This is a genomic window from Streptomyces sp. NPDC058985, from assembly GCF_042740985.1.
In the GTDB taxonomy this organism is placed as follows: Bacteria; Actinomycetota; Actinomycetes; order Streptomycetales; family Streptomycetaceae; genus Streptomyces.
Genome location: NZ_JBHYJX010000013.1, coordinates 56976 through 78155 on the forward strand (window position 1 = coordinate 56976; position 21180 = coordinate 78155).

Sequence of the window (21180 nt, forward strand, 5' to 3'; positions counted from 1 at the left end):
GCGCCGCCCGCAGCGCGGTCACCTGGAGTGCCCGGGAAACGCCGCGGTCCGGCACCCCGTCGATGACCTGCCGCACCTGGCCGACCAGGAGATCCTCACCGCCCGCGGGGCCCCACGGGCCCGGTGACCGTCGACACGAAGTGACGGGCTCGGCATCGGCCGCGGTTTCCCGGCTCTCCGGCTCTCCGGCTCCCTCGGTCCACGAGGACCGTCTCGCGGTAACCCGTTCACGGCCCGGCGAGCGGGAGTACTCGTGTCCTGCCCGCCGAAACCGTGCAGAGCGTGATTGCTTGGGTACGTGATCAGTGGAGTTCGCGACCGCGTCCTGCCGGCCTCTCAGCGCCGCTCGCTGGACGAACTGACGCAGGACCTCGACCTGTCGACCGGGGACACGACGTCCAAGCGGTCCGCCTTCTGGACCATGCTGACGCTGTCGTCGGTCATCGCGGCCGGGGGAGTGCTCACGGACTCGACCGCCACCGTGATCGGGGCCATGATCATCGCCCCGCTGTCCACGCCGATCATGGGCATCGCCCTGGGTTCGGTGCAGCGCCGCCGCACCGGATCGGCCAGGACCGTCCTCCTCGCCTGCCTGGTGGTGATCGCCGTCGGGATGGTGATGTCGGTGTCCCTCCCCGGTGACTACGACCTGCTGTCCAACAGCCAGATCTCGTCGCGGACGTCGCCCGGCCTGATGGATCTGATCGCCGCCCTGGCGACCGGCTTCGCCGGCGCGGTGGCGCTCGCCCGACGGGACGTCGCCGCTGTGCTGCCGGGGGTCGCGATCGCCATCTCCCTCGTCCCGCCCCTGGTGGTGGCCGGGGTGTGCCTGGGACGGCTCTCGGGTTGGCTGGCGCTGGGCGCGCTGGTGCTCTTCGTGTCGAACCTCTTCGCCCTCGTCTTCGGGGGCATGGTGGTCTTCGCCTCGCTCGGCTACGGCGCGGAGGCCGACACGGCAGCCGGACGGCCCGCCCGCAGGGCTTACGCCGCCATGGCCCTGCTGTTCGCCGTCGTGTTCGTTCCGCTGACGGCCAACACCGTGGTCACGTTGCTGCTCGACGTCTGGACCGGGCGCACCAAGGACGCGGCTGAGCAGTGGCTCGCCGACGAGTCGGGCGCGTCCGTCACAGGTGTCGACGCGACCTCCCGGACCATGTACGTCCACGTCCGCGTCCCCGGGGACCTCCCACCGGTGAGCGCTCTGCTCGAACGGCTGGAGGGCCGGATCCCGGACGGCATCCCCGTCGTGGTGGACGCGTCGCGCGGCCGGCGGATCGATGCCGGGGTGGTCGGCGACTGAGTGCCGAACCGGCTCCGGCCGGCCGTGCCCGACCTCACGGGTCGCGTGCTCGCGGAGCCTGTCGGGGCAGCGGCTTCTCGTTGACGGCGTCCGGGGCCATGACGAGCGTGCCCCGGGCCGGTGGGACGCGAATGGCTCGGCCTGGGCGCCGCCCACGTCGGCGGCGAAGAAGCCCCCGGCGGGGCAGGAGGTGTGCGGGCCGGGCCGGCAGAAGCGGCAGGTGTCGTCGGCGAAGGCGAACGGCGACCCGACGAGGTCACCCCGATGAGGGCCGGACACGAGGGCGGGGAGGCGCAGGGTGGGTCAGCGGGGTACGTGACGCAGGGGGAGGCGCGAGCCCGGTCGGCCAGGTGTGCTCGACGATGCCGGTGCACCGGCCGGAAGGGTACGGGGTGCCCTCCGTGAGTTGGTCGGCACGTCACGGAGGGGGGCGGCCACATGCCTGGGGGCCGGCGTGTGCCGGCGTGTGCCGGTCCGGGGCCCCAGGTGTTCTTGCCGGGCGGACTGCTGACCGTTGCGCGGGGAAGGTGCCGCGCGTCGATTCCGTGCGCTGCGGGCCGTCCCGGACCGTCGGCCTGCGGGCGCGCGGTGGCTCCGCGGGTTCCGTCCTCAGGTCGCCCTCAGACAAGGCTCAGGGTTCCACCAAGCGTCGGAGCGGTGAGCGGCCCGACGATCGGGTGGTCCCGGAGACCGGAAGGCCGACCGGAGACCGGTCCGCGCCGCCGGGGCGTGGACGCGCACGCGGTGTCCTCGGCTTCGAGCCACACGAGCCCTCTCCGATGCCACCGGCACGGAGGGGGCCGGCGGCCCTCGTCTCCGAAGCACGCTGGGAGAGGAAGCAGCAATGATCTACAGGAGCAGGTACCCGGACGTCGCCGTGGTCGACCGTCCGGTGCACGCATGGGTGCTCGGTGATGCGGCGCGGCGTGGCCGGAAGCCGGCCATGGTGGACGTGGTCGGCGGACGCACGCTCACCTACGGCGAGTTGGCGGAGCTGGTCCGCGGCCTCGCGGCGGGTCTTGCCGCAGAGGGAATCGGCAAGGGCGGCGTGGTCGCGCTGCACTCGCCCAACACGGTCCTTTTCCCGGTGGTCCTCTACGCGACCACCACCGCGGGCGGGACCGTGACCACGCTGTCGCCGATGGCCACACCGTCCGAGATCGCCCGACAACTGATCGACTCCGGGGCGCGGCTCATGGTGAGCGTCTCGGCGCTGATCGAGACCGCTCGGGCCGCGGTGGAAACGGTCGCGCGGCTGACCGGCCGGGACATCGAGATCCTGGTCTGCGACCGGGCCGAGGGGCATCGCACGGTGCTGGAACTGAGCCGCAACGGCGCGGTGGCGCACGTCGAGGTCGATCCCGCCGAGGACGTGGCGGTACTGCCCTACTCGAGCGGTACGACGGGTGTGCCCAAGGGGGTGATGCTGACCCATCGCAACCTCTGCACCAACCTGGAACAGCTGAGTGCCCTGCACCGGGTCGGCGAGGACGACCGCGTCATCGCGATCCTGCCGTTCTTCCACATCTTCGGCCTGACCGCGCTGGTGAACAGCGCGCTGCGGCGCGGTGCGACGGTGTACGTGCACACGCGGTTCGACGTCACCTCGTTCCTGACCAGCCTGGAGCGCGACCGCATCACCCACGCCTACGTCGCCCCACCCGTGATGCTGGCGCTGGCGAAGCATCCGGCGGTCGCGAGCCTGGACCTGTCCGGTCTGCGGCGCGTCATATGCGCGGCGGCACCCCTCGACGCGGGTCTGCAAGCGGCGGTGGCCGACCGGCTCGGGGTGGAGGTCGGGCAGGCGTACGGCATGACCGAACTGTCACCCGCATCGCACATCCACGCCGACGGCAACCGGGACGAACCCGTCGCGTGCGTGGGGCACCTGCTCCCGTCCACGCAGGCACGCCTGGTCGATCCGGTCACGGGGCTGGACGTGGTGCCGGGCGGGTCCGGCGAGGTGTGGATCCGCGGACCGCAGGTGATGAAGGGCTACCTCGGACGGCAGCAGGACACCGACGCGACGGTCGACGCCGAGGGCTGGCTGCACACCGGGGACATCGGCCGGGTCGACGAGAACGGCAACTGGTTCATCGTCGACCGGGTCAAGGAACTGATCAAATACAAGGGCTATCAGGTGGCACCGGCCGAGCTGGAAGCGGTCCTGGTACGGCATCCAGGGGTCGCCGACGCTGCGGTGATCGGCGTTCGCGACGACGAGGGCAACGAGATTCCCAAGGCGTTCGTAGTGCCCGTGACGGGAGTTCCGATATCCGCCGCCGACGTGATGGCTCACGTCGAGGGCCGGGTCGCGCCCTACAAGAAGATCCGCCGGGTCGAGTTCATCGAGGCGGTGCCGAAGGCCGCCTCCGGCAAGATCCTCCGGCGTGAGCTTCGGGAGCGCGAGTCGGAGAGGCCCTGAACGGGGTCCGGGCCCGGGGGCAGACGGGCGCGGGGCTCCGGTCGCCTCTCAACTCCGTGCTCCAGTGCAGGTGTTGTAGGGTAATCGTGTGGGCTCCGTGAAGTACCGGTTCGGACAGTACGTGTTGGACGCGGACCGCCGCGTGCTCAGCCATGACGGAGACGTGATCGACGTCGAGCCCGGGGCCATGGCAGTCCTGTGCCACCTGGTCGAACACCGGGACCGCGGCGTGTCCGAGGAAGAGCTGCGCCACTCCATGGGGTCCGCCGGTGCGGCCGGTGACGGCGCGTTCGCCGGCCGGCTGCGCGCCGCTCGCCTGGCGGTCGGTGACAGTGACACACGGCAACGGCTCATCCGCACGGTCAGCCCGCGCTGTCATCGCTTCGTCGCGCCAGTGACGTCGGTTCCCACCCTGGCCACCCCGCTCACCGCCTCGGCGCCGGCCGACGACGAGGTCATCCGCTTCTGCCGGTCCGTCGACGGCACCCGCATCGCCTACGCTCTCACCGGCGAGGGCCCGCCCCTGGTCAAGACGGCCAACTGGCTGACCCACCTGGACCTCGACCGGACCACCCCGATGTGGGCGCACTGGTTCGACGGCCTCACCCGCGGCCGTCAGCTCATCCGCTACGACGAACGGGGCTGCGGTTTGTCCGAGTGGTCGGTGCCCGGGTTCGCCCTCGACGACTTGGTCACCGACCTCCACTGTGTGGTCGACGCCGTCGGCCTCGACCGCTTTCCTCTGCTCGGCGTCTCCCAGGGCGGTGCGGTGGCCGTCGCCTACGCCGCCCGCCATCCCGAGAGGGTCAGCCGACTGGTCCTCACCTCCGCCTACGCCCGGGGACAGCAGATCCGCGCGGCCAGTGACAGCGAACGGGACGCCGCCGAGGTCGACCTCAACCTCGCCCGCGCCGGCTGGCGCACGCAGGGGAGCAGCTTCCTGCGCTATTTCGCCTCCCAGTTCCTGGGCGATGCCACCCCCGCGGAATGGGACGCCTTCGCCGCCTACCAGCGGCAGACGACCTCGGTCGCCAACGGCCTGCGCTTCCTGGAGGAGTTCACGCGCATCGACGTCTCGCGCATAGCCGGTGAGGTGACCTGTCCCACTCTGATCATCCACGCCCGGGACGATCCGCGGGTCCCGGTCGCCCAGGCCCTGGAACTGGCCACCCTCATCCCCGACAGCCGCCTGGTCCTGCTGGACAGCCGCAACCACCTGTTCACCGCGGCCGACCCGGCCTGGCCGGCCTTCCTGGCACACCTCGACACCTTTCTGTCCGAGCAGGTGTGACGCCGTCCGGACCGTGGGCGTCGCGGCCCTCTGCGGGAGAGGCCGGGGCCAGAGTCCGGAACACGGTGCTGCCGCCGCGGGGAGACCTCGCTCCCCGCGGCGCCTCGAACGACGGGCGGAGCCCGCCCGTGGGCTACTGATCGATCTCGGTGATCCGGGCCCGGTCAGGCCCCGGGTCGCCATGGCGCTGGGCCATGGAGGTCAGCCGATGACGATGTCGCAGTCGGCCCTGCCGCGGGCCGCGATGTCCGCGAAGTCCGCCTGGACGGCCGGGTCGTACGCCGCCGCGCTCTTGGTGCGGGTCTTCTTGCCGGGCACGGCCTTCTTGCCGGTGGAGTGGTTGACGCCGGCCGCGTCCCAGGTCAGGTCGCAGGTCCAGTGGAACGTGCGGACGAGCAGGTGCGAGTTCTTCCCGCTGCCGGTGATCGACCAGTTGCCGTCGGACTTCACCACGAACGTCACGTTGCCGCTGACGCCCCGGCTGCTGTCGTTCGTGGCGAACGTGATCGACTGGCCGTCCGCCGCGACCGTCTTGGTGGTGTCGTTCGCGTGCGCGGGAACCGTTGCGAGCAGCAGGGAACCCACTCCGGCTCCCGCCGCCATCAGCAGCGCCGCCCCCCGGTGAGTCCGGGTCCGGCCGGGCGTCCTGGTGTCGTTGAACCTCATCGTGTCCTTCTCTCTGGGAGTCTCTCGATGTCGCTGAGCGCCGGCCGGGCGGGGTCACCCCAAGAGCCCTGGCTCGGCACCGCTCAAGCATCGGGCCGACGGGAGGGGCAAGGCATGGTGGCCGTCTGAGGCTTCCCTGAGGGCGGACTGAGGAGGTGCTGAGGACGCTCGCCGTGCGGCGAGCCGGTTTGCCCGACGGGTCGCGAGATGCTCGCTGCGCGTCACTCGGCGACGCCGCCGGCACCGCCGGAGCCGGGTTCGGCGGTGCCGGTCACCACGGATGCCGCCGGTGAGGACCGCGGCGGGTACGGCCCGCCGGCGTCTCGGCCGTCGTCGGGCCTGAGAACGCGAGCACGGCGACAGGGACGTGGCGCCCGGCACCGGCTTGGCGGCCGCCGGCGCGGCGCGGGCTCACTCGGCCAGGAAGGCGTCGACGTGCGCCAGGAACTCGTCCCAGGCCGGCTCGTGGGCGGTGAGCAGGTGATTGCGGCTCTTGAGCAGGACCAGCCGGCTGTCGGGTATGAGAGAGGCCAGCTCATGGGCCTGCGAGACGGGTACCCGCTCGTCGTCGCGGGAGTGCAGGATCAACGTCGGGCACGACACTCCGTGCGCCGTCTCGGACACGTCGATGCGGGCGAACTCCTCCAGGAAGCGGACGCCGTTGGACGGCGAGGTCGTTCTGCGCTGGAAGTCGGTGAACTCGTCCCAGTCCGCGGGCGTGCCCTCGGGCAGGAACTGGGAGGCGAAGACGCGCAGGAACCGGGGGTCCTGATGGGCCCACCCCACCCGGGCCACGTCGAGGTCGAGGGCGGCCTCGGTGCTCTCGGTCTCGTTCCGGGCGCGGACCTGCCGTCCTCGGGCGTAGGCTCCGGCGAGGACGAGCCGGCTGACCCTCTCCGGGTGGCGTGCGGCGTAGGCCACCGCCACGGCACCCCCCTGCGACACCCCGAGCAGGGGAAACCTGTCGAGTCCCACGGCGTCGACCACCGTCTCCAGGTCGTCGACCCAGTCCTCGAACGTGGAACGGGGCACCATCTGGTCGGAGAGTCCGCATCCGCGCTCGTCGTAGCGGATCAGCCGGCGGTTGCGGGCGAGCCCGTTCAACCAGTGCGACCACACCGGGGTCGTCCACTCCAGATCCAGGTGCGACAGCCAGTTGGCGGCCTTGAGCAGAGGCGGCCCCGAGCCGACGGAGGCGTAGGCGATGCGCGTACCGTCGCCGGCGCGGCAGAACCGGATGGTCTGCCGGTCGGCGCCGCGCGGTCCGCCGGACGCCGGCACGTCGCCGCGGGCTCCCTGGCCGGTGAACGCGGATGCCGAGTCCCCGGCTGCCGTCACCGGAGCCACGAACTGACAACCGCGCCGGTGCACGGTGCGGATCACCTGCTGACGGCTGCCCGTGTCCCCCACGGCCAGACGCGCGGTCCGCAGCGCCGTGGTGAGCGCGGCCTCGCTGACGAAGCGGTCACCCCACACCTCGTCGAGCAACTCGCCCTTCGGAACGACGCGCTCCCGGTGCTCAACCAGGTGGCACAGCAGCCCCAGGGCCCGGGGCTCGACGTGAACCGGACGACCGGCCCGCCGCAGCTGGTGCTGAGCCGTGTCGAGTTCGTACTCCCCGAAGCGATACTTGTCCCCCTCCACCTTGGGAGCGTACAACTCCCGCCGTTCGCCGGACACATGTCCGAGCGCGGCCGGACTGTGGCGAGGAGGCGGTACCGGCCTGGGCACGTCGTACGTCAGCGATCCGCGGCGCAGGGGACGAAGGCGGCCCGCTGCCGGACCCTGCGACGGTCCTACGGAAGCCGTTCGGCCGTTTCGCCGTTCCGCGGGGCGTGCAGTGCCCGCAGGACGCCTTGATGGCTCAGCCAGCCGACCGGTTCCCCCGTGCCGGCGTCCAGGACCGGGAGTCCCGTGCCGGATGCGGACAGCAACGAGTGCAGTGCGTTCGCGAGTTGCTGGTCGGCGGTGACGCGGGGCGGTGTCTCGACGAGGTCGCCCGTCACCGACGGCGCGCCGTCGGGCTGTTCCGCGAGGGCCTCCGTCACCGCACGCGCCGTGACGATGCCCAGGTACGCGCGCGCGGGATCGTGGACCGGCAGTGCCCCGTGTTCGGAACGGCTCAACAGGACGGCGGCATCGGCCAGCTCCACAGCGCCGCCGACCGGCGCGGGCAGCGGTTCCATGACGCGGGCGACCGTCTCCGCGCCGATGGCGGCGCCCGGTGCCGGGCCTTCCAGGTCGATGCCGCGACGGCGCAGCTTGAGGGTGTAGATGGTGTCGCGGGTCAGGGCCCGGCTGGTGGCGGTGGACAGCACGATCGCCAGCATCAGCGGCAGGATGATCGAGTACTCGCCGGTCAGCTCGAAGAGGATCACCACGGCCGTGATCGGGGCCCGTGAAGCGCCCGCGAAGACCGCCCCCATGCCGACCAGCGCGTACGCGCCGACCGCTCCCGCCGTCACGGGCAGCACGTGGTGCGCGCCCGCACCGAACGCGGCCCCCAGCATCGCCCCGATGAACAGGCTCGGCGCGAACACCCCGCCGGACCCGCCGATGCCGATGGTCAGGCTGGTGGCGATCATCTTGCCGACGAGCAGCACCAGGAGAAAACCGATCGCGTACTTGCCCTCGGTGGCGCCCTCCAGCACCGGATACCCCACCCCGTACATCTCCGGCAGGGCCAGCAGGACCAGGCCGAGGGCCAGGCCGCCCGCCGCGGGTCGCAGCCACTCCGGCCCGCGCCAGGCCCAGTCGCACGCGTCCTCGATCGCGTACAGGACACGTGAGAAGGCGACACCGACCGCGCCCGCGAGAACCCCCAGGGCGGCGAACAGGCCGTACTGGGCGAGATGCTGGACGTGGAACGCCGGCAGGTGGAGGAAGGCCACGTCGCCGAAGGCGGCGCGGCCGATGATGCCGGCCGTGACGCTGGCGAGGACGGTCGCACCGAACGCCTCGATGCTGAAGGCGGCCAGGATCAGTTCCATCGCGAAGATGACGCCGGCCAGCGGGGCGTTGAAGGTGGCCGCGATGCCGCCCGCCGCACCACACGCGACCAGGAGCTTCATCCGGTCCTCGGTGAGCCTGGTGAGGCGGCCCAGCGTCGACCCGAGCGCGGCTCCCACCTGCACGATCGGCCCCTCGCGGCCCACCGAGCCACCCGAGCCGATGGTCAGGGCCGAGGCGAGGGTCTTGACCACGGCGACCTTCGGGCTGATCCGCCCGCCGCGTTGGGCGACGGCGAGCATCACCTCCGGGACACCGTGACCCCTCGCCTCCTTGGCGAACCGGTTCACCAGCGGCCCGTACAGCAGCCCGCCGACGACCGGCGCGGCGAGCACGAAGAACGCGCCCAGCCAGGGCAGGTGCGGATGGCCGCTTCCCGGGGCGGCCGCGTAGTCGGCGTGGCCCGAGAAGAGCCGGGTGAAGGTCTGGATGCACCAGCGGAAGACGATCGATCCCAGCCCGGCCCCCGCACCGACCAGCACGGCCAGGCCCATCATCGAACCCCGGCCGCCCGGGACCGGGCGTCCGGCCCGTCCCTCACCGTGTATGACGCTCACTGTTTCCCCTTCCTTACTTTTGCATTATGCAAACAGCGTCAAGGGGGTGCGGACGCACGGGTGGGTGAATCTCGCGGCCCTCCGACGGTCGCGTGCCGGGGCGGGATCGCGCCGCACACGATTGCATCGTGCAAAATTGCAGGAAATGGAGCGGTGTCCCACCCGCTCCCCGGGTACGCGGGCCGATGGTTCACCCCGTGTCAGGCGGGGCCGATGCCTCACCGGAAAGGTGCGCCCGTGGACGCCGTGCTCCATGCTCTGTCCCGCACCGGCTCCATGGCCTGGGAGATCACCTGGGCGCTGGTGCTGGGTTTCACCCTGTCGGCCGTTGTCCAGGCGGTGGTCCGGCGCTCGTCGGTCGCCCGTCTCCTCGGCGACGACCGGCCCGGCACCCTCCTGCGTGCCACCGGTATGGGCGCGGCCTCCTCGTCGTGCTCGTACGCCGCGGTGGCGCTCGCACGCTCGCTGTTCCGCAAGGGCGCGCACTTCACCGCCGCGATGGCGTTCGAGATCGCCTCGACCAATCTCGTCCTGGAACTCGGTGTCATCCTGGCTCTGCTGCTGGGGTGGCAGTTCACCGCGGCCCAGTTCGTCGGCGGCCCGCTCATGATCGTGTTCCTGGCCGTGCTGTTCCGCCTCTTCCTGCGTGAGCGGTTGCTCCGCGAGGCACGGGAGCAGGCCGATCGCGGGGTGTCCGGCGCCATGGAGGGGCATGCCGCGATGGACATGTCGGTACGCGCGGAGGGCTCGTTCCTCCGGCGTCTGGTGTCCGCCGAGGGGTTCACCGCCGTCGCCCACGTCTTCGTCATGGAGTGGGCCGCGATCCTGCGCGACCTCGTCGTCGGGCTCCTCATCGCCGGCGCGGTCGCGGCATGGGTGCCCGAACCGTTCTGGCAGGCGCTCTTCTTCGAAGGCCATCCGCTCGCCGCCGACCTGTGGGGGCCGGTGATCGGCCCCGCCGTGGCCATCGCCTCGTTCGTGTGCTCCGTCGGGAACGTCCCGCTGGCCGTGGTGCTCTGGCAGGGCGGTATCAGCTTCGGCGGCGTGACGGCTTTCCTCTTCGCCGACCTTCTGATCCTGCCGATCCTCAACATCTACCGGAAGTACTACGGTCGCCGGACGGCCGGGTTCCTGCTCGTCACCTTCTACGTGGCCATGGTCGCTGCCGGATACGTGGTGCAGCTCGTCTTCGGTGGTCTCGGGGCGGTACCGGACCGCTCGGAGGCGACGCTGCCCGACGGAGGCGTCACCTGGAACTACACGACCTGGCTCAACATCGCGTTTATCGCCCTGGCCCTCGTACTCGTCTTCCGCTTCCTGCGCACCGGGGGCATGGGCATGCTCCGCATGATGGGCGGCGCGCCGGGCGGCGGGGACGGGGACACGGCGAGGACCCGGTGACGGACCCTGCGCGGAACGGATCCAGGAACGGATCCAGGAACGGATCCAAGAGGGCGCCGGCGGTCAGAGCGCTCCCGCGACTCCTGTCACTTGGAGCATGCCCGACGCGTCGCAGGCAAACGTCGCAGGCAGACGTCGCGGGGTAAACAGAGAGACCCGACCCCCCGTTCCGGGACGCGGACGCCGGTGGCCCTCAGGCGCGGCCGCTGCCGCCCCGCCGACGGCTGACATCGTTGTCGACAAGGCGGCCCACCGGCTGGCGCCCTACGGCGTGTACACGGCGTCGCTCCCGTACAGCTCCCTCGTGAACGCCGAGACGTCCGCGCTGCGGTCGGAGCCGTCGAGGTTGTACGTCAGGTAGACGCCGTAGCCTTCGCCGACCGTGCGGCGGGCGAGGCTCGTGACCGTGCTCTGCGAGGTCCGGCCGATCTCGACGGCCGCCGGGGACAGCTGCGACTTGGGCAGGCCGATGCCGGGGACCTGCCAGGTGCCGTAGTACGGATTCCAGGCGTAGTCGAACTTCGAGGAGATGTCGACCCCGCCGTAGGACAGGCGTGACGCGGCCGGGCCGATGTTGTAGAGGCTGATGATCTTGTCCGGCATGTCGGCGCGCAGTGCCGTCACCAGGTGCACGAACGAGCTGTCGTTGGGCTGGGCGGTGCCGTTCTTGCCGTACTCGGCGTACTCGTCGTCGAAGTCGATTCCGTCGAGGCCGTACTCGGCCACGGTGTCCGACATCTCCTTCGCGAACGCCGAAGCCGTCTGCTGGGACGTGAAGTTGGCGAACCCCGCGCCCTGGTGGTTGCCCAGCACCGAGAGGACGACCTTGATGCCCTTCTGCTGCAGCGGCCGTATCTCCGTGGCGGCGTTGTCGAGGACGCGCCGCACGTTCTCGTTGAAGTGCAGGTACGCCTTCTTGGAGCCGGTGTCGTAGTTGATGTTCGCCGCGAAGATCACGGCGACGTCGAAGGCGTTGCCGCCGCCGTCGGCGAGTGTGTACTTGCCGGCGTTGAGCATGCTGTTGTTGTTCACCTCGATGTAGGCCACCGAGGTCGGTCCCTGCTTGGCGGAAGCGGACGCGGGCGAGGGAGCGGGATCAGGCGCGGGAGCCGCCGCCGCACCGGTCATGGCGGTGGTGCCGAGAGTGAGGGTCACGGCGGCCGAGAGTGCGAGGGCGGCAGTGCGTACTCTGCGCCGTATCGGATTGGACATCGTTGTCGGTCTCCCATCGCGTGGCGGCGCCCGACGGGTTCAAAGGCGCCGAGTGAGCCTCCGAGTGTTCCGTCGATGTGACCGGATCCCGGGAAGCGTGCGTCATTTCTTCACGACTTCCACGCACGGGCCGCCCCCGGCTCGGCCCAACCGCGCCTCGAACTGGGCCAGCAGGAGGTCGAGGGGGTCGGGGAACGCCGAGTGCGCGCCCCCGAGTAGGTGCTCGCGGACGGCGCGGATGTGCGGGTAGGTGTCCGCGGGCAGGTTGCCGTAGACGTCGGTTCAGAGGCGGAGGAACGCGACGTCGAGCAGGACGGGCCGTTGCCCTTCGGCCCCGGCCCCGGCCCCAGCCTCGGCGGACGTGGTCGGTGCGGGTGAGGCCGGCACGATGGAGCGCTCCAGTCCTGGTGGGGTGAAGGTGCGGGTTGTGGGGCGGAGTTGGGCGGTGGGGCCGAGGCAGGAGAGCGGTCGGCCGGGACGCCGTCCGGGCAGGCTATCGTAATGACAATCATTTCCGTTAGTGTTCCTGCCGGCACCCTGCCACCCCCCACGAGCCCGAGGAGCCCACGTGGACCTGACCGCGACCGGACCCGCCCTCAACCAGCCGAAGGACGACCCGCGCACCACCCGTGCCTCCGAGAGGAACGGCTGGACGTTCCTGTTCGGCACCACCCGTGACATCCCCGGCGCCGGAGGGCAGGCATGAAGAACACCGATGAGCTGCTGACCGCCGTCCTGGCGGGCGAACTCGGTCCGCGTCCCGCCGGGCTCGTGGCCACCAGCGTGTTCTGGATCCACCACGGCACACGGCTGGCCGGCGGCGACACCACGTACCTCAACCAGTACGTCCTCGTCCGGCTGGGCGGCTCCTTCGGGGGCTGTGCGTTCGAGGCGGGTGAGGTCGATCCGTCCCTGTGCCGTGAGGCCTCCGGCGCCTCCCTCGACTCCCTGCTGCGCGCGGCGCCCCGCCCGCTGCGGATCGCCGCACTCGACGCCTACCTCTCCGAAGCCGGCCCGCACCGCGAGGCCGGGGCCGAACCGGTCGTCCTGCCCGCCGGGACGCCCGAGGTCCGGGCGCGGGCCCGGGACGCGGCCATCGCCGGACTGCTGGACACCGGACCCGGCGCGCGGGTCGGGCTGATAGGCGTCGTCAACCCGCTCGTCGCCGCCATCCGCGAGCGCGGCGGCACCCCCCTGCTCTGCGACTTCAACCTCCGCACCACCCAGTGGGGCGACCGGGTCACCGACGACATGCACGAGGTCCTCGACACCGCCGAGGCCGTGATCGCCACCGGCATGACCCTCAGCAACGGCACCTTCGACACCGTCCTGGCGCGCTGCCGCGAACGGGAGGTGCCGCTGGTGGTCTACGCGCAGACCGGCAGCGCCGTGGCGCGCGCGTTCCTCGGCGCGGGGGTGACCGCGCTGTCCGCGGAGCCCTTCCCCTTCTCCCAGTTCAGCGCGGAACCCACGACGCTGTACCGCTACCGGGCGGCGGACGGCGCATGACGGCGACCGCCCCGCGGGCCACCACCCGAAGCGCCACGACCGACGCGAACCCCGGCGACGCCGCCGGCACCGGACACGCCGCCTGCCACCACGGCGAGATCCTCCAAGGCGTCTTCCTGGACGAGCGCGGGCACCCCTGCCAGGCGCTGGTCACCCTGCCGATGAACGGGCCCGGCAGCACCGCCCGGTTCACGCGCCGGCCCGGCACCCCGCCCGACGACGTGCGCGTGACGCCCGCCGGACGCACCAAGGCACGGGCGGCGGCCGTCCTCGCGCTCCGGGAGTGCGCCGCACGCCTGTCCGCGACACCCTGCGGCGGCGTACTGACGTTGACCGGCGACATCCCCGTGGGTCTTGGCATGGGCTCCTCCACGAGCGACGTCATCGCCGCCGTGCGCGCGGTCGCCGACGCGTGGGGCGTACCTCTGCCGCCCCGGACCATCGCCGGGCTGGCGGTCCGGGCCGAGGGCGCCAGCGATCCGCTGATGCTCGCCCCCGGCCCGCCGCTGCTCTTCGCCCAGCGCGAGGGCCGCACCCTCGAAGCCCTGGGCCACGCCCTTCCGCCCGCCGTCGTGCTGGGCTGCGCCCTCGGCGGCGGCGCCCCCGTGGACACCCTCGCCCTGCCCGCCCCCTCCTACGACGCCCGCGACCTCGACACCTACGAGCACCTGCGCCGGATGCTGCGCCGGGCGGTGTCCGACGGCGATGCCACCCTCCTGGGACGGGTCGGCACCGCCAGCGCCCGACTCGGTCAACGCCGCCTCGCGCACCCGGAGTTCCCGGTCCTCACCCGCCTCGCGGACCGGGTGGGCGCCGTCGGCGTGCAGATCGCCCACAGCGGCAACGTGGCCGGCGTCCTCTTCGACCCCCGGACCCGCGGCCTGAAAGCCCGGCTGCACCGCTGCGCGCGGGACCTGGAACGCGAGGGCATCACGCCGACCCGCGTCTTCACCACTCACCCGAGCCCCAACAGCCCGCGCATGGAGTGGAACGGCTCGCCCGCGCCCCGGAACGGAGTGTTCGGGGAGGACCTCGGGATCGGGGTCAGCCCTTCACAATGCAGAACGGATGCCCGGCGGGATCGGTGAGGACCCGCCACCTTTCCTCGTTCGGCTGGTGATCCGGCCGGCCCGCCCCGAGCCCCAGCAGCCTGGCCTCCGCCTCGTCCAGGTCATCGACCGCGAAGTCGAGGTGGAGTTGCTGGGGGGCGGTCTGGTCCGGCCAGCGCGGCGCCCGGTGGCCGTCGACCCGCTGGAAGCCGATGACGAGACCGTCCGCGCAGATGACGCCGGCGAACTCGGAGTTGGACGCCGGGTGGGGTTCGAGGTCGGCGGCCTCCTGGTAGAAGGCCGCCAGGGCCGGCGGATCGGGGCAGTCCAGGTTGATCGCGCGCAGTCTCATCGTCACAGGCTACGTGCGCCGGCGTCCTCGGCTCCGGCACGCCCGCCGGGGTCCGCCCGGAGAACGTCGCCCGGTTCCTCGACTTCGTCTCCGAGGGCATCGCCCGCGCCGCCGAGCAGGCCCGCGACGTCCTCTGCGTGAAGGCCGAGACGCCCTCCGCCGACCGCGCCGAGCCGACCGGGGAGCGTCGCTGATCGGCGGCCACGCTCCCGTGGACGCCACGTGCCAGAATGGAATCCTCGCCACCCCACCGCCCCGTCACCCTCCCCGCAAAGCCGCCCGAGGTCGCCGTGTCCAAGTCCGTCGCCCGTGAGCCGCAGCGACGCAACGCCCGGTCCAACCGGGCGCGCATCCTGGCCACGGCCCGCCGGGAGCTGGGGCGGAATCCGGACACCACGCTGGAGGAGCTGGCCCGCGCCGCCGGTGTCGTACGGCGTACCCTCTTCGGCCACTTCCCGGGACGCGCGGCGCTCCTCGAGGCCCTCGCCGAGGAGGCGTCCGAGGTGCTGCGCGGAGCGATGGCCGCCGGGGCGGAGCGGGTCGGGCCCGGCGAACCGGCCGACCGGGCGCTCGCGCACTTCGTGCTGCTGATGTGGCCCGTGGGCGACCGCTACCGGATGCTCCTCGCGCTGGCCCGGCACGACCTGGGCGTGGAGCGTGTCGCCGAGATCCTGTCCCCGGCCCGTGCCGAGGTCACCGCCATCCTGGAGCGCGGCCAGCGGGACGGCGTCTTCCCCGCGCACCTGCCGCCGGCCGTGCTGAGCGCCGGTCTGGAGGCGATGACCGTCGCCCTCCTGGAGCAGGTCAACACCGGGGCCCTGGAGGACGACGGCACCCGGGCCGCCGTCGCCACGCTCATCGCGGCGGGCGTGCCCCAGCGCCGCGCACACACGGTGGTCGCGGAGGCCGGCCCGGCACCGGTAGCGGAGGAGTCCGCGTCAGGCGTGTAGCTCACCGGCTGCGGCCGGCGGGTCCGTCTCCGGCGTGCAGCTCACCGGCCGTGCCCGGCGGGTCCGCGTCCGGCGTGTAGGCCACCGGCCGTGCCCGGCGGGTCCGTGTCCGGCGTGTAGCTCACCGGCTGCGGCCGGCGGGTCCGTCTCCGGCGTGTAGGCCACCGGCCGTGCCCTGCCGAGTCCGTGTCCGGCGTGCAGCTCACCGGCTGCGGCCGGCGGGTCCATCTCCGGCGTGCAGCTCACCGGCCGTGCCCGGCGGGTCCGCGTCCGGCGGGTAGGCAACCGGCTCCGCCCGGCGAGTCCGCATCCGGTGTGTAGACCACCGGCCGTGCCTGCCGGGATCCTCCCCGGCGGGGAGATCGTCGCCCGTGCCCGCGCCGATCGGGTCACCGGTCGTGCCCCGGCCTCGTCCCCACGGAGGGCCGTGCGCCTCCCGCCACCTCCGCCGCGGTCCCGCTCTCCACCCCCGCCACCACCAGCGCCGCCACCGCCGCCCCCGTGCCGTCGTCCTCCCAGGTCCCCGACCGTGCGCAGCCCAGCAGCGCCAGCAGGTGTGCCTCCAGGGCAGCGCCGAGCACCCCCGCCGGAACGCCGGTGTGGAAGACGCCCGAGCGCTGTCCGCGGACGATGATCGCGGCGACCGTGTCACGGGCGGGGCCGAGGACGGCGCGCACCGGATCGGGGTCGAGTCCCCGGCGGCGGGCGAGTGCGATGAGCGTGCCGTAGCGGTCGCCGACCGGCCACAGCGCGCGGACGAAACGGGCCAGCGCGGTCGTGGGGTCGTCCGCCGGGGTGGGCGCGTCGGGTCCGGCCAGGGCGCGCCGTACCGCCCGCGCGGCCTCCTCGACCAGTCCCTCGACCAGGGCGTCCCGGCCTGCGAAGTGGACGTACACCGTGCGGCGCGCCACGCCGGCCGCCGCCGCGACCTCCGCGAGGCTGCTGTCGGGATCGCGGACCAGCAGCCGCTCGGCCGCACACAGGATCCGGGCACGGGTGCTCGTCCCACCGCCTCCGCTGCCCGCGCCGGGTTCCCTTCGCATGCCGCCTCCCTCCTCCTCGGCCTCCTCGAACAGTCATATTTGCACACCACTGTGCAACAAACTACGCTGGCGCTTGTCTGCACATCGATGGGCAATTAACTTGCCCACGTTTTCCCGGAGCCCCCCATGCCCCTCCTGGCCACCACCCCCGTCGAGAAGATGAACGGGCCCTACCCACGGCGCTGGTGGGCCCTCCTCGTGCTGTGTCTGAGCCTGCTGATCGTCGTCATGGCCAACACGTCCCTGATCGTGGCCGCGCCGGACATGACCGCCGACCTGGGCCTGAGCAGCAGCGACCTGCAGTGGGTCATCGACGGCTACACCGTCCCGTACGCCGCGCTGATGCTGGTGCTCGGCGCGATCGGCGACAAGTACAGCCGCCGCGGCGCCCTGATCGCCGGACTGGTGATCTTCGCGGGCGGCTCGGTGATGGGCAGCCTGGTCGAGGAGACGGGGCTGGTCATCGCGGCCCGCGCGGTCATGGGCGTGGGTGCCGCCGTCGTCATGCCGGCCACCCTCTCCCTGCTGGTCGCCGTCTTCCCCAAGGGCGAGCGGGCCCGCGCCATCACCGCGTGGACCGCCACCTCCGGACTCGCCATCGCGGTCGGCCCGCTGGTCGCCGGCTGGCTCCTGGAGGACCACGCCTGGGGTTCGACCTTCCTGGTCAACGTCCCCATCGCGGTCCTCGCGGTCGTCGGCGCGCTGCTCCTCGTACCGCCGTCCAAGGCGGCCGGCATGGGCCGGATCGACTACGTGGGCGGTCTGCTCTCCATCGTCTCCGTCGGCTCCCTGGTCTACGCGTCCATCGAGGGCCCGCACTTCGGCTGGGGCGCCGGCCCGGTCACCGCCGCCGTCGTGGCCGGCGTCGGCCTGGTGGCCTTCGTCGCCTGGGAGCTGCGCCACCCGCACCCCATGCTGGACGTGCGCCGGTTCCTGCTGCGGCCCTTCAGCGGCTCGATGCTGGCCGTGCTGTTCTTCTTCTTCGGCACCTACGGCGCCATCTACTACGCCACGCAGTTCCTCCAGTTCGTGCTCGGCTACGGCGCGCTGGAGACGGGTGTACGGCTGCTGCCGCTGGCGGGCGCCGTGTTCGTCGGCGCCGCGGTGACCGGGCGGCTCACCCCGAAGCTGGGCGTGAAGGCCATGGTCGGCTCCGGCATGGCGATCGGCACGGCCGGTGTCTTCCTGCTGGTCCTGATCGACCAGGGCTCCACCTACGCCGACTTCCTCGCCCCGATGCTGCTCCTCGGCCTCGCGATCGGCCTCAGCGTCTCCCCGGCCACCGACACCATCATGGGCACCTTCCCGGAGGACGAACTGGGCGTCGGCGGCGGCGCCAACGACACCGCGCTCGAACTCGGCGGCTCGCTGGGCATCGCCGTCCTCGGCTCCCTGCTCGGCACCGCCTACCGCGACGAACTCGGCAGCCTGGTGGGCGGCCGCCTCCCGGCCGCCGCGCTGGACACCGCCCAGGACTCCGTGGGCGGCGGACTCGCCGTCGCCCAGCGGCTCGCCACCGACCCGGCCGCCGGGCCCGAGCAGGCGCAGGCCCTCACCGACGCCGTCGGCCGGGCCTTCGCCCACGGCGTCTCGACGACCAGCCTCGTCGGCGGCATCATCATGGCCGCCGGCACCCTGATCGTCCTCGCCGTCCTGCCGGGCCGCCGCCGCGGCGGCGCCGAGGACCGTCCCGAGGGCGAGCCGGCGGCGGCCATCCCCGGACCGGAGCACAGCGACTCCGCGCGCTGACCCCGGGCCGCCCCGGCCGGCGCACGCGTCAGTCGGCCAGGGCGGCCAGCTCCTCCGGAGTGCGCGGTCCGGCCGCCGACTCCGGCAACAGGCCCCGCGCCCGCAGCAGTCCGGCCGCCGCGACGCCCCAGGGCAGCCGCAGCCCCGCCTGCCGCAGCAGATCCGTGCGGGCCAGCGTCGCGGCCGTCGGACCGGTGCGCACACCGTCCGGGGTGAGCAGCGCGGCATCGTCCGACCAGCGCAGGGCGAGGTCGACGTCGTGAGTGGCCATCACCACCGTGGTGCCGCCCGCGCGGAGCCGGTCCAGGGTGGCGAGCAGCCGCTCCTGGCCGTCCGGATCGAGTCCGGCGGTCGGCTCGTCCAGGATCAGCACCCGGGGCCGCATCGCGACCGCCCCCGCGATCGCCGTCCGCTTGCGCTGCCCGTACGACAGCAGATGGGTCGGCCGGTCGGCCAGCGCCCCGATGTCCAGCGCGGCGAGCGCCTCGTCGACCCGGGACCGGACCTCCGCGTCCGGCAGGCCCAGGTTCAACGGTCCGAAGGACACGTCCTGCCCCACCGAGGCCGCGAAGAGCTGGTCGTCCGGATCCTGCACCACCAACTGCACCGTGGTCCGCAGCCGGGTCAGCCCCTTGCGGTCGTACGCCACCGGCTCCCCACCGAGCGTCAACGTCCCGGCACGCGGCCGCAGTCCGCCGCTCAGCAGCCGCATCAGCGTGGTCTTGCCGCTGCCATTGCGGCCGAGGATCGCCAGCGCCCGACCCTCGCGCACCGAGAAGTCCAGCCCGGCCAGCACGTCCGGGCCCTCCTCGTAGGCGAAGGCCGCACCCCGCAGGGCGACCAGCGCCTCCGCCGTCCCCTCGCTCGTCCCACTCACGACAACGGCCCTTCCAGTACGAGGGTGAGGGCGGCCAGCGCCGCGAGCAGCGCGCCGCTCGCCGCGGTGAAGGCCACGGAGACGCGGGCCTCGGGCACCAGGACCCGCAGGGTGCCGTCGTAGCCGCGGCCCGCCAGCCCCGACTGGAGCCGCGCCGCCCGGTCGAAGGCCCGCACGAACGCCGTGGCGCCGAGCCCGCCCAGCGAACGCCAGGCCGCGGCCCGGGTGGTGTGCCCCAGCCGCGCCGCCTGCGCCTCCCGGACCCGGCGCACCGAGTCCAGCAGCAGGAAACTCATCCGGTACGTCACCAGCGCCACGTCCACGACCGGCGCGGGCACCCCCGCCCGCACCAGCCGGGGCAGCAGGTCCGACATCGGCGTGGTGAACGCGAACAGCAGCACCCCGAGCGAGGCAGCCGAGGTCCGCAGCAGCAGCTCACCGGCGCGCACCGGCCCGCCCTGCGCCACCGTCAGAAACCCGTCCGCGCCCCCGACCTGGAACAGCAGCGGCAGCGCGCCCGTCACACAGAAGCCCAACGGCACCCGGTACGCCCGCCACAGCCGCCGTCCGGGCACCCCCGCCGGGCCGAGCAGCACCGCCAGCGCCGTCACCAGCACCAGCGCCGCGCCCGGCCAGGGCGGCAGCGAGATCGCGAGCACGGTCAGACCGAGACCGAGCACGGCCTTGTCCACGGGGTGGCGGCGGCGCCACCGACTGCTGTGGGCCGCCGCGTCGATCGGCAGCACTCAGTCCCCTGCGGGAGTGTCCCGCAGTGCCGTCGCCGCCCGCTCCTCGCCCTGCCGCCGGCCCCGGCGCACACCGAAGTAGTACGCCAGCACACCCGCGCCGAGCGCGGCCTGCACCGCGAACAGCGCCGACTCGATCTCCCCGGACGGCGGTTCGTACAGCGGCGAGAACCACGGCTCGTAGTCCGGCTCGATCTCCGTGATCGCCGTCTCCGCCTCGGCGTCCGCGCCGGCGAACGGCTCCTCCTTGTGGTCGCCGAGCCCCAGCACCAGCGGCAGCACCGCGAGCGCGGCCACGGCGAGCAGCAGCAGGGCGTTGATCTTCGCGTTGCGGGTCATCGGGCCACCGCCTCCTGCTCGTCGGTCGTGGTCTTGCCCGACCGGGTGAGCAGCACGCCCAGCCGGGTCAGTTCGCCCTTGCTGGACTGCACCAGCAGCCGCATCACGATGACCGTGAGCAGGCCCTCGCTGACCGCGAGCGGGATCTGCGTGACGGCGAAGATGGATCCGAACTTGCCGAGCGCGCCGGCGAATCCGCTGCTCGGGTCCGGGAAGGCCAGCGCCAGCTGCACGCTGGTCACGCAGTAGGTGGACAGGTCGGCGACGAACGCGGCGAAGAACACGGCGACCATCAGCGGCACGTCGTAGCGGCGCAGCAGCCGGTAGATGCCGTACCCGGCCCAGGGACCGACGATCGCCATCGAGAAGACGTTGGCGCCCAGCGTGGTCAGCCCGCCGTGGGCGAGCAGCAGGGCCTGGAAGAGCAGGGTGATGGTGCCCAGGACCGCCATGATCGGCGGCCGGAAGAGGATGGCGCCCAGACCGGTGCCGGTCGGATGGGAGCAGCTCCCGGTGACCGAGGGCAGTTTCAGGGCCGACAGGACGAACGTGAAGGCACCGGAGGCGCCGAGGAGCAGCGTGCTCTCCGGGTGCTCCCTGACCTCACGGGTGAGTGACCGGACTCCGTGGACGACGAACGGCGCGGACGCGACACCCCAGGCGATCGCGTGCGCCGGTGGCAGAAAGCCCTCGGCTATGTGCATG

Annotated in this window: 19 protein-coding genes and 1 pseudogene; 10 read left to right on the top strand and 10 right to left on the bottom strand. The window is 72.7% G+C overall.

The window, feature by feature from the left end:
- Positions 1–298 precede the first annotated feature (298 nt).
- The 3 genes from ACFW01_RS14605 to ACFW01_RS14615 all read left to right on the top strand — a co-directional run bounded on the left by ACFW01_RS14605 (position 299) and on the right by ACFW01_RS14615 (position 5016).
- A complete protein-coding gene (locus tag ACFW01_RS14605) occupies positions 299–1300 on the top strand; it encodes a TIGR00341 family protein (RefSeq protein ID WP_384503817.1) in 1002 nt (333 codons plus the stop codon).
- Between the two features lie 844 nt (positions 1301–2144).
- Positions 2145–3725, top strand: a complete 1581-nt coding sequence (locus ACFW01_RS14610) for an AMP-binding protein (protein WP_384503819.1) — start codon at positions 2145–2147, stop codon at positions 3723–3725.
- An 88-nt stretch (positions 3726–3813) separates the two neighbouring features.
- Positions 3814–5016: an alpha/beta fold hydrolase gene (locus tag ACFW01_RS14615; protein ID WP_384503821.1), complete on the top strand. Its 1203-nt coding sequence runs from the start codon at positions 3814–3816 to the stop codon at positions 5014–5016.
- A 201-nt stretch (positions 5017–5217) separates the two neighbouring features.
- Here ACFW01_RS14615 and ACFW01_RS14620 read toward each other — a convergent pair whose 3' ends face one another.
- The 3 genes from ACFW01_RS14620 to ACFW01_RS14630 form a co-directional block, all read right to left on the bottom strand.
- Entirely contained in the window at positions 5218–5682 is a 465-nt protein-coding gene (locus ACFW01_RS14620; protein WP_384503823.1) for a hypothetical protein, read from the bottom strand.
- Between the two features lie 411 nt (positions 5683–6093).
- A complete protein-coding gene (locus tag ACFW01_RS14625) occupies positions 6094–7326 on the bottom strand; it encodes an alpha/beta fold hydrolase (RefSeq protein WP_384503825.1) in 1233 nt (410 codons plus the stop codon).
- A gap of 152 nt (positions 7327–7478) precedes the next feature.
- Positions 7479–9185 carry a chloride channel protein gene (locus tag ACFW01_RS14630; RefSeq protein WP_384503900.1) on the bottom strand — a complete coding sequence of 569 codons (1707 nt, stop codon included), beginning with the start codon at positions 9183–9185 and terminating at the stop codon, positions 7479–7481.
- A 300-nt stretch (positions 9186–9485) separates the two neighbouring features.
- Here ACFW01_RS14630 and ACFW01_RS14635 point away from each other — a divergent pair, with 300 nt between their 5' ends.
- A complete protein-coding gene (locus ACFW01_RS14635; RefSeq protein ID WP_384503827.1) occupies positions 9486–10649 on the top strand; it encodes a permease in 1164 nt (387 codons plus the stop codon).
- Positions 10650–10913: 264 nt separating this feature from the next.
- Here ACFW01_RS14635 and ACFW01_RS14640 read toward each other — a convergent pair whose 3' ends face one another.
- Positions 10914–11861, bottom strand: coding sequence for an endo-beta-N-acetylglucosaminidase H (locus ACFW01_RS14640; protein ID WP_384503829.1), 948 nt, complete (start codon positions 11859–11861; stop codon positions 10914–10916).
- A gap of 568 nt (positions 11862–12429) precedes the next feature.
- Between ACFW01_RS14640 and ACFW01_RS14645 the strand changes: the two genes are divergently transcribed.
- The 3 genes from ACFW01_RS14645 to ACFW01_RS14655 are packed head-to-tail and all read left to right on the top strand — an operon-like array spanning position 12430 to position 14458.
- On the top strand, positions 12430–12567 hold the full coding sequence (locus tag ACFW01_RS14645; RefSeq protein WP_384503831.1) for a hypothetical protein: 138 nt from the start codon (positions 12430–12432) through the stop codon (positions 12565–12567).
- Positions 12564–13370, top strand: coding sequence for a Rossmann-like domain-containing protein (locus ACFW01_RS14650; protein WP_384503833.1), 807 nt, complete (start codon positions 12564–12566; stop codon positions 13368–13370). Before ACFW01_RS14645 ends, ACFW01_RS14650 begins: the two co-directional genes overlap by 4 nt.
- Positions 13367–14458, top strand: coding sequence for a GHMP kinase (locus tag ACFW01_RS14655; protein WP_384503835.1), 1092 nt, complete (start codon positions 13367–13369; stop codon positions 14456–14458). The genes ACFW01_RS14650 and ACFW01_RS14655 overlap by 4 nt, the downstream gene beginning before the upstream one ends.
- Here ACFW01_RS14655 and ACFW01_RS14660 read toward each other — a convergent pair.
- The gene (locus ACFW01_RS14660) at positions 14415–14771 is read right to left on the bottom strand and encodes a VOC family protein (RefSeq protein ID WP_384503837.1); all 357 of its coding nucleotides are present in this window, start codon (positions 14769–14771) and stop codon (positions 14415–14417) included. The genes ACFW01_RS14655 and ACFW01_RS14660 overlap by 44 nt on opposite strands.
- Before the next feature lie 20 nt (positions 14772–14791).
- On the opposite strand from ACFW01_RS14660, the pseudogene ACFW01_RS14665 reads away from it, so the two are divergent.
- Together ACFW01_RS14665 and ACFW01_RS14670 are read left to right on the top strand one after the other, a co-directional pair.
- Positions 14792–14965: pseudogene (locus ACFW01_RS14665) on the top strand (MarR family transcriptional regulator); the annotation flags it as partial.
- 96 nt (positions 14966–15061) lie between these two features.
- Entirely contained in the window at positions 15062–15721 is a 660-nt protein-coding gene (locus tag ACFW01_RS14670; RefSeq protein WP_234958639.1) for a TetR/AcrR family transcriptional regulator, read from the top strand.
- A gap of 389 nt (positions 15722–16110) precedes the next feature.
- Here the strand turns inward: ACFW01_RS14670 and ACFW01_RS14675 are convergent, their stop codons facing one another.
- Positions 16111–16764 (bottom strand): TetR family transcriptional regulator, encoded by a 654-nt coding sequence (locus tag ACFW01_RS14675; protein WP_234958593.1) that lies wholly within the window; start codon positions 16762–16764, stop codon positions 16111–16113.
- Positions 16765–16890: 126 nt separating this feature from the next.
- On the opposite strand from ACFW01_RS14675, the gene ACFW01_RS14680 reads away from it, so the two are divergent.
- Positions 16891–18513: an MFS transporter gene (locus ACFW01_RS14680; RefSeq protein ID WP_234958594.1), complete on the top strand. Its 1623-nt coding sequence runs from the start codon at positions 16891–16893 to the stop codon at positions 18511–18513.
- A 28-nt stretch (positions 18514–18541) separates the two neighbouring features.
- Here the strand turns inward: ACFW01_RS14680 and ACFW01_RS14685 are convergent, their stop codons facing one another.
- Genes ACFW01_RS14685 through ACFW01_RS14700 form a run of 4 tightly spaced genes read right to left on the bottom strand, consistent with a single transcriptional unit; the run spans position 18542 to position 21179 of the window.
- Complete coding sequence (locus ACFW01_RS14685; RefSeq protein ID WP_234958595.1) at positions 18542–19390, bottom strand: ATP-binding cassette domain-containing protein; 849 nt, start codon at positions 19388–19390, stop codon at positions 18542–18544.
- Positions 19387–20136, bottom strand: coding sequence for a cobalt ECF transporter T component CbiQ (gene cbiQ, locus ACFW01_RS14690; RefSeq protein ID WP_234958596.1), 750 nt, complete (start codon positions 20134–20136; stop codon positions 19387–19389). Before cbiQ ends, ACFW01_RS14685 begins: the two co-directional genes overlap by 4 nt.
- The gene (locus ACFW01_RS14695; protein ID WP_234958597.1) at positions 20137–20475 is read right to left on the bottom strand and encodes an energy-coupling factor ABC transporter substrate-binding protein; all 339 of its coding nucleotides are present in this window, start codon (positions 20473–20475) and stop codon (positions 20137–20139) included. It abuts the gene before it with no gap.
- Positions 20472–21179 (bottom strand): energy-coupling factor ABC transporter permease, encoded by a 708-nt coding sequence (locus ACFW01_RS14700; protein WP_234958598.1) that lies wholly within the window; start codon positions 21177–21179, stop codon positions 20472–20474. The genes ACFW01_RS14695 and ACFW01_RS14700 overlap by 4 nt, the downstream gene beginning before the upstream one ends.
- Position 21180 lies beyond the last annotated feature (1 nt).

What these genes read in the sequence shown, in the direction of transcription:
- ACFW01_RS14610 (WP_384503819.1), top strand. Translation starts at nt 2,145, where the DNA reads ATGATCTACAGGAGCAGGTACCCGGACGTCGCCGTGGTCGACCGTCCG.
- ACFW01_RS14620 (WP_384503823.1), bottom strand. Translation starts at nt 5,682, where the DNA reads ATGAGGTTCAACGACACCAGGACGCCCGGCCGGACCCGGACTCACCGG.
- ACFW01_RS14630 (WP_384503900.1), bottom strand. Translation starts at nt 9,185, where the DNA reads ATGGGCCTGGCCGTGCTGGTCGGTGCGGGGGCCGGGCTGGGATCGATC.
- ACFW01_RS14640 (WP_384503829.1), bottom strand. Translation starts at nt 11,861, where the DNA reads ATGTCCAATCCGATACGGCGCAGAGTACGCACTGCCGCCCTCGCACTC.
- ACFW01_RS14650 (WP_384503833.1), top strand. Translation starts at nt 12,564, where the DNA reads ATGAAGAACACCGATGAGCTGCTGACCGCCGTCCTGGCGGGCGAACTC.
- ACFW01_RS14655 (WP_384503835.1), top strand. Translation starts at nt 13,367, where the DNA reads ATGACGGCGACCGCCCCGCGGGCCACCACCCGAAGCGCCACGACCGAC.
- ACFW01_RS14660 (WP_384503837.1), bottom strand. Translation starts at nt 14,771, where the DNA reads ATGAGACTGCGCGCGATCAACCTGGACTGCCCCGATCCGCCGGCCCTG.
- ACFW01_RS14675 (WP_234958593.1), bottom strand. Translation starts at nt 16,764, where the DNA reads ATGCGAAGGGAACCCGGCGCGGGCAGCGGAGGCGGTGGGACGAGCACC.
- ACFW01_RS14680 (WP_234958594.1), top strand. Translation starts at nt 16,891, where the DNA reads ATGCCCCTCCTGGCCACCACCCCCGTCGAGAAGATGAACGGGCCCTAC.
- ACFW01_RS14695 (WP_234958597.1), bottom strand. Translation starts at nt 20,475, where the DNA reads ATGACCCGCAACGCGAAGATCAACGCCCTGCTGCTGCTCGCCGTGGCC.
- ACFW01_RS14700 (WP_234958598.1), bottom strand. Translation starts at nt 21,179, where the DNA reads ATGCACATAGCCGAGGGCTTTCTGCCACCGGCGCACGCGATCGCCTGG.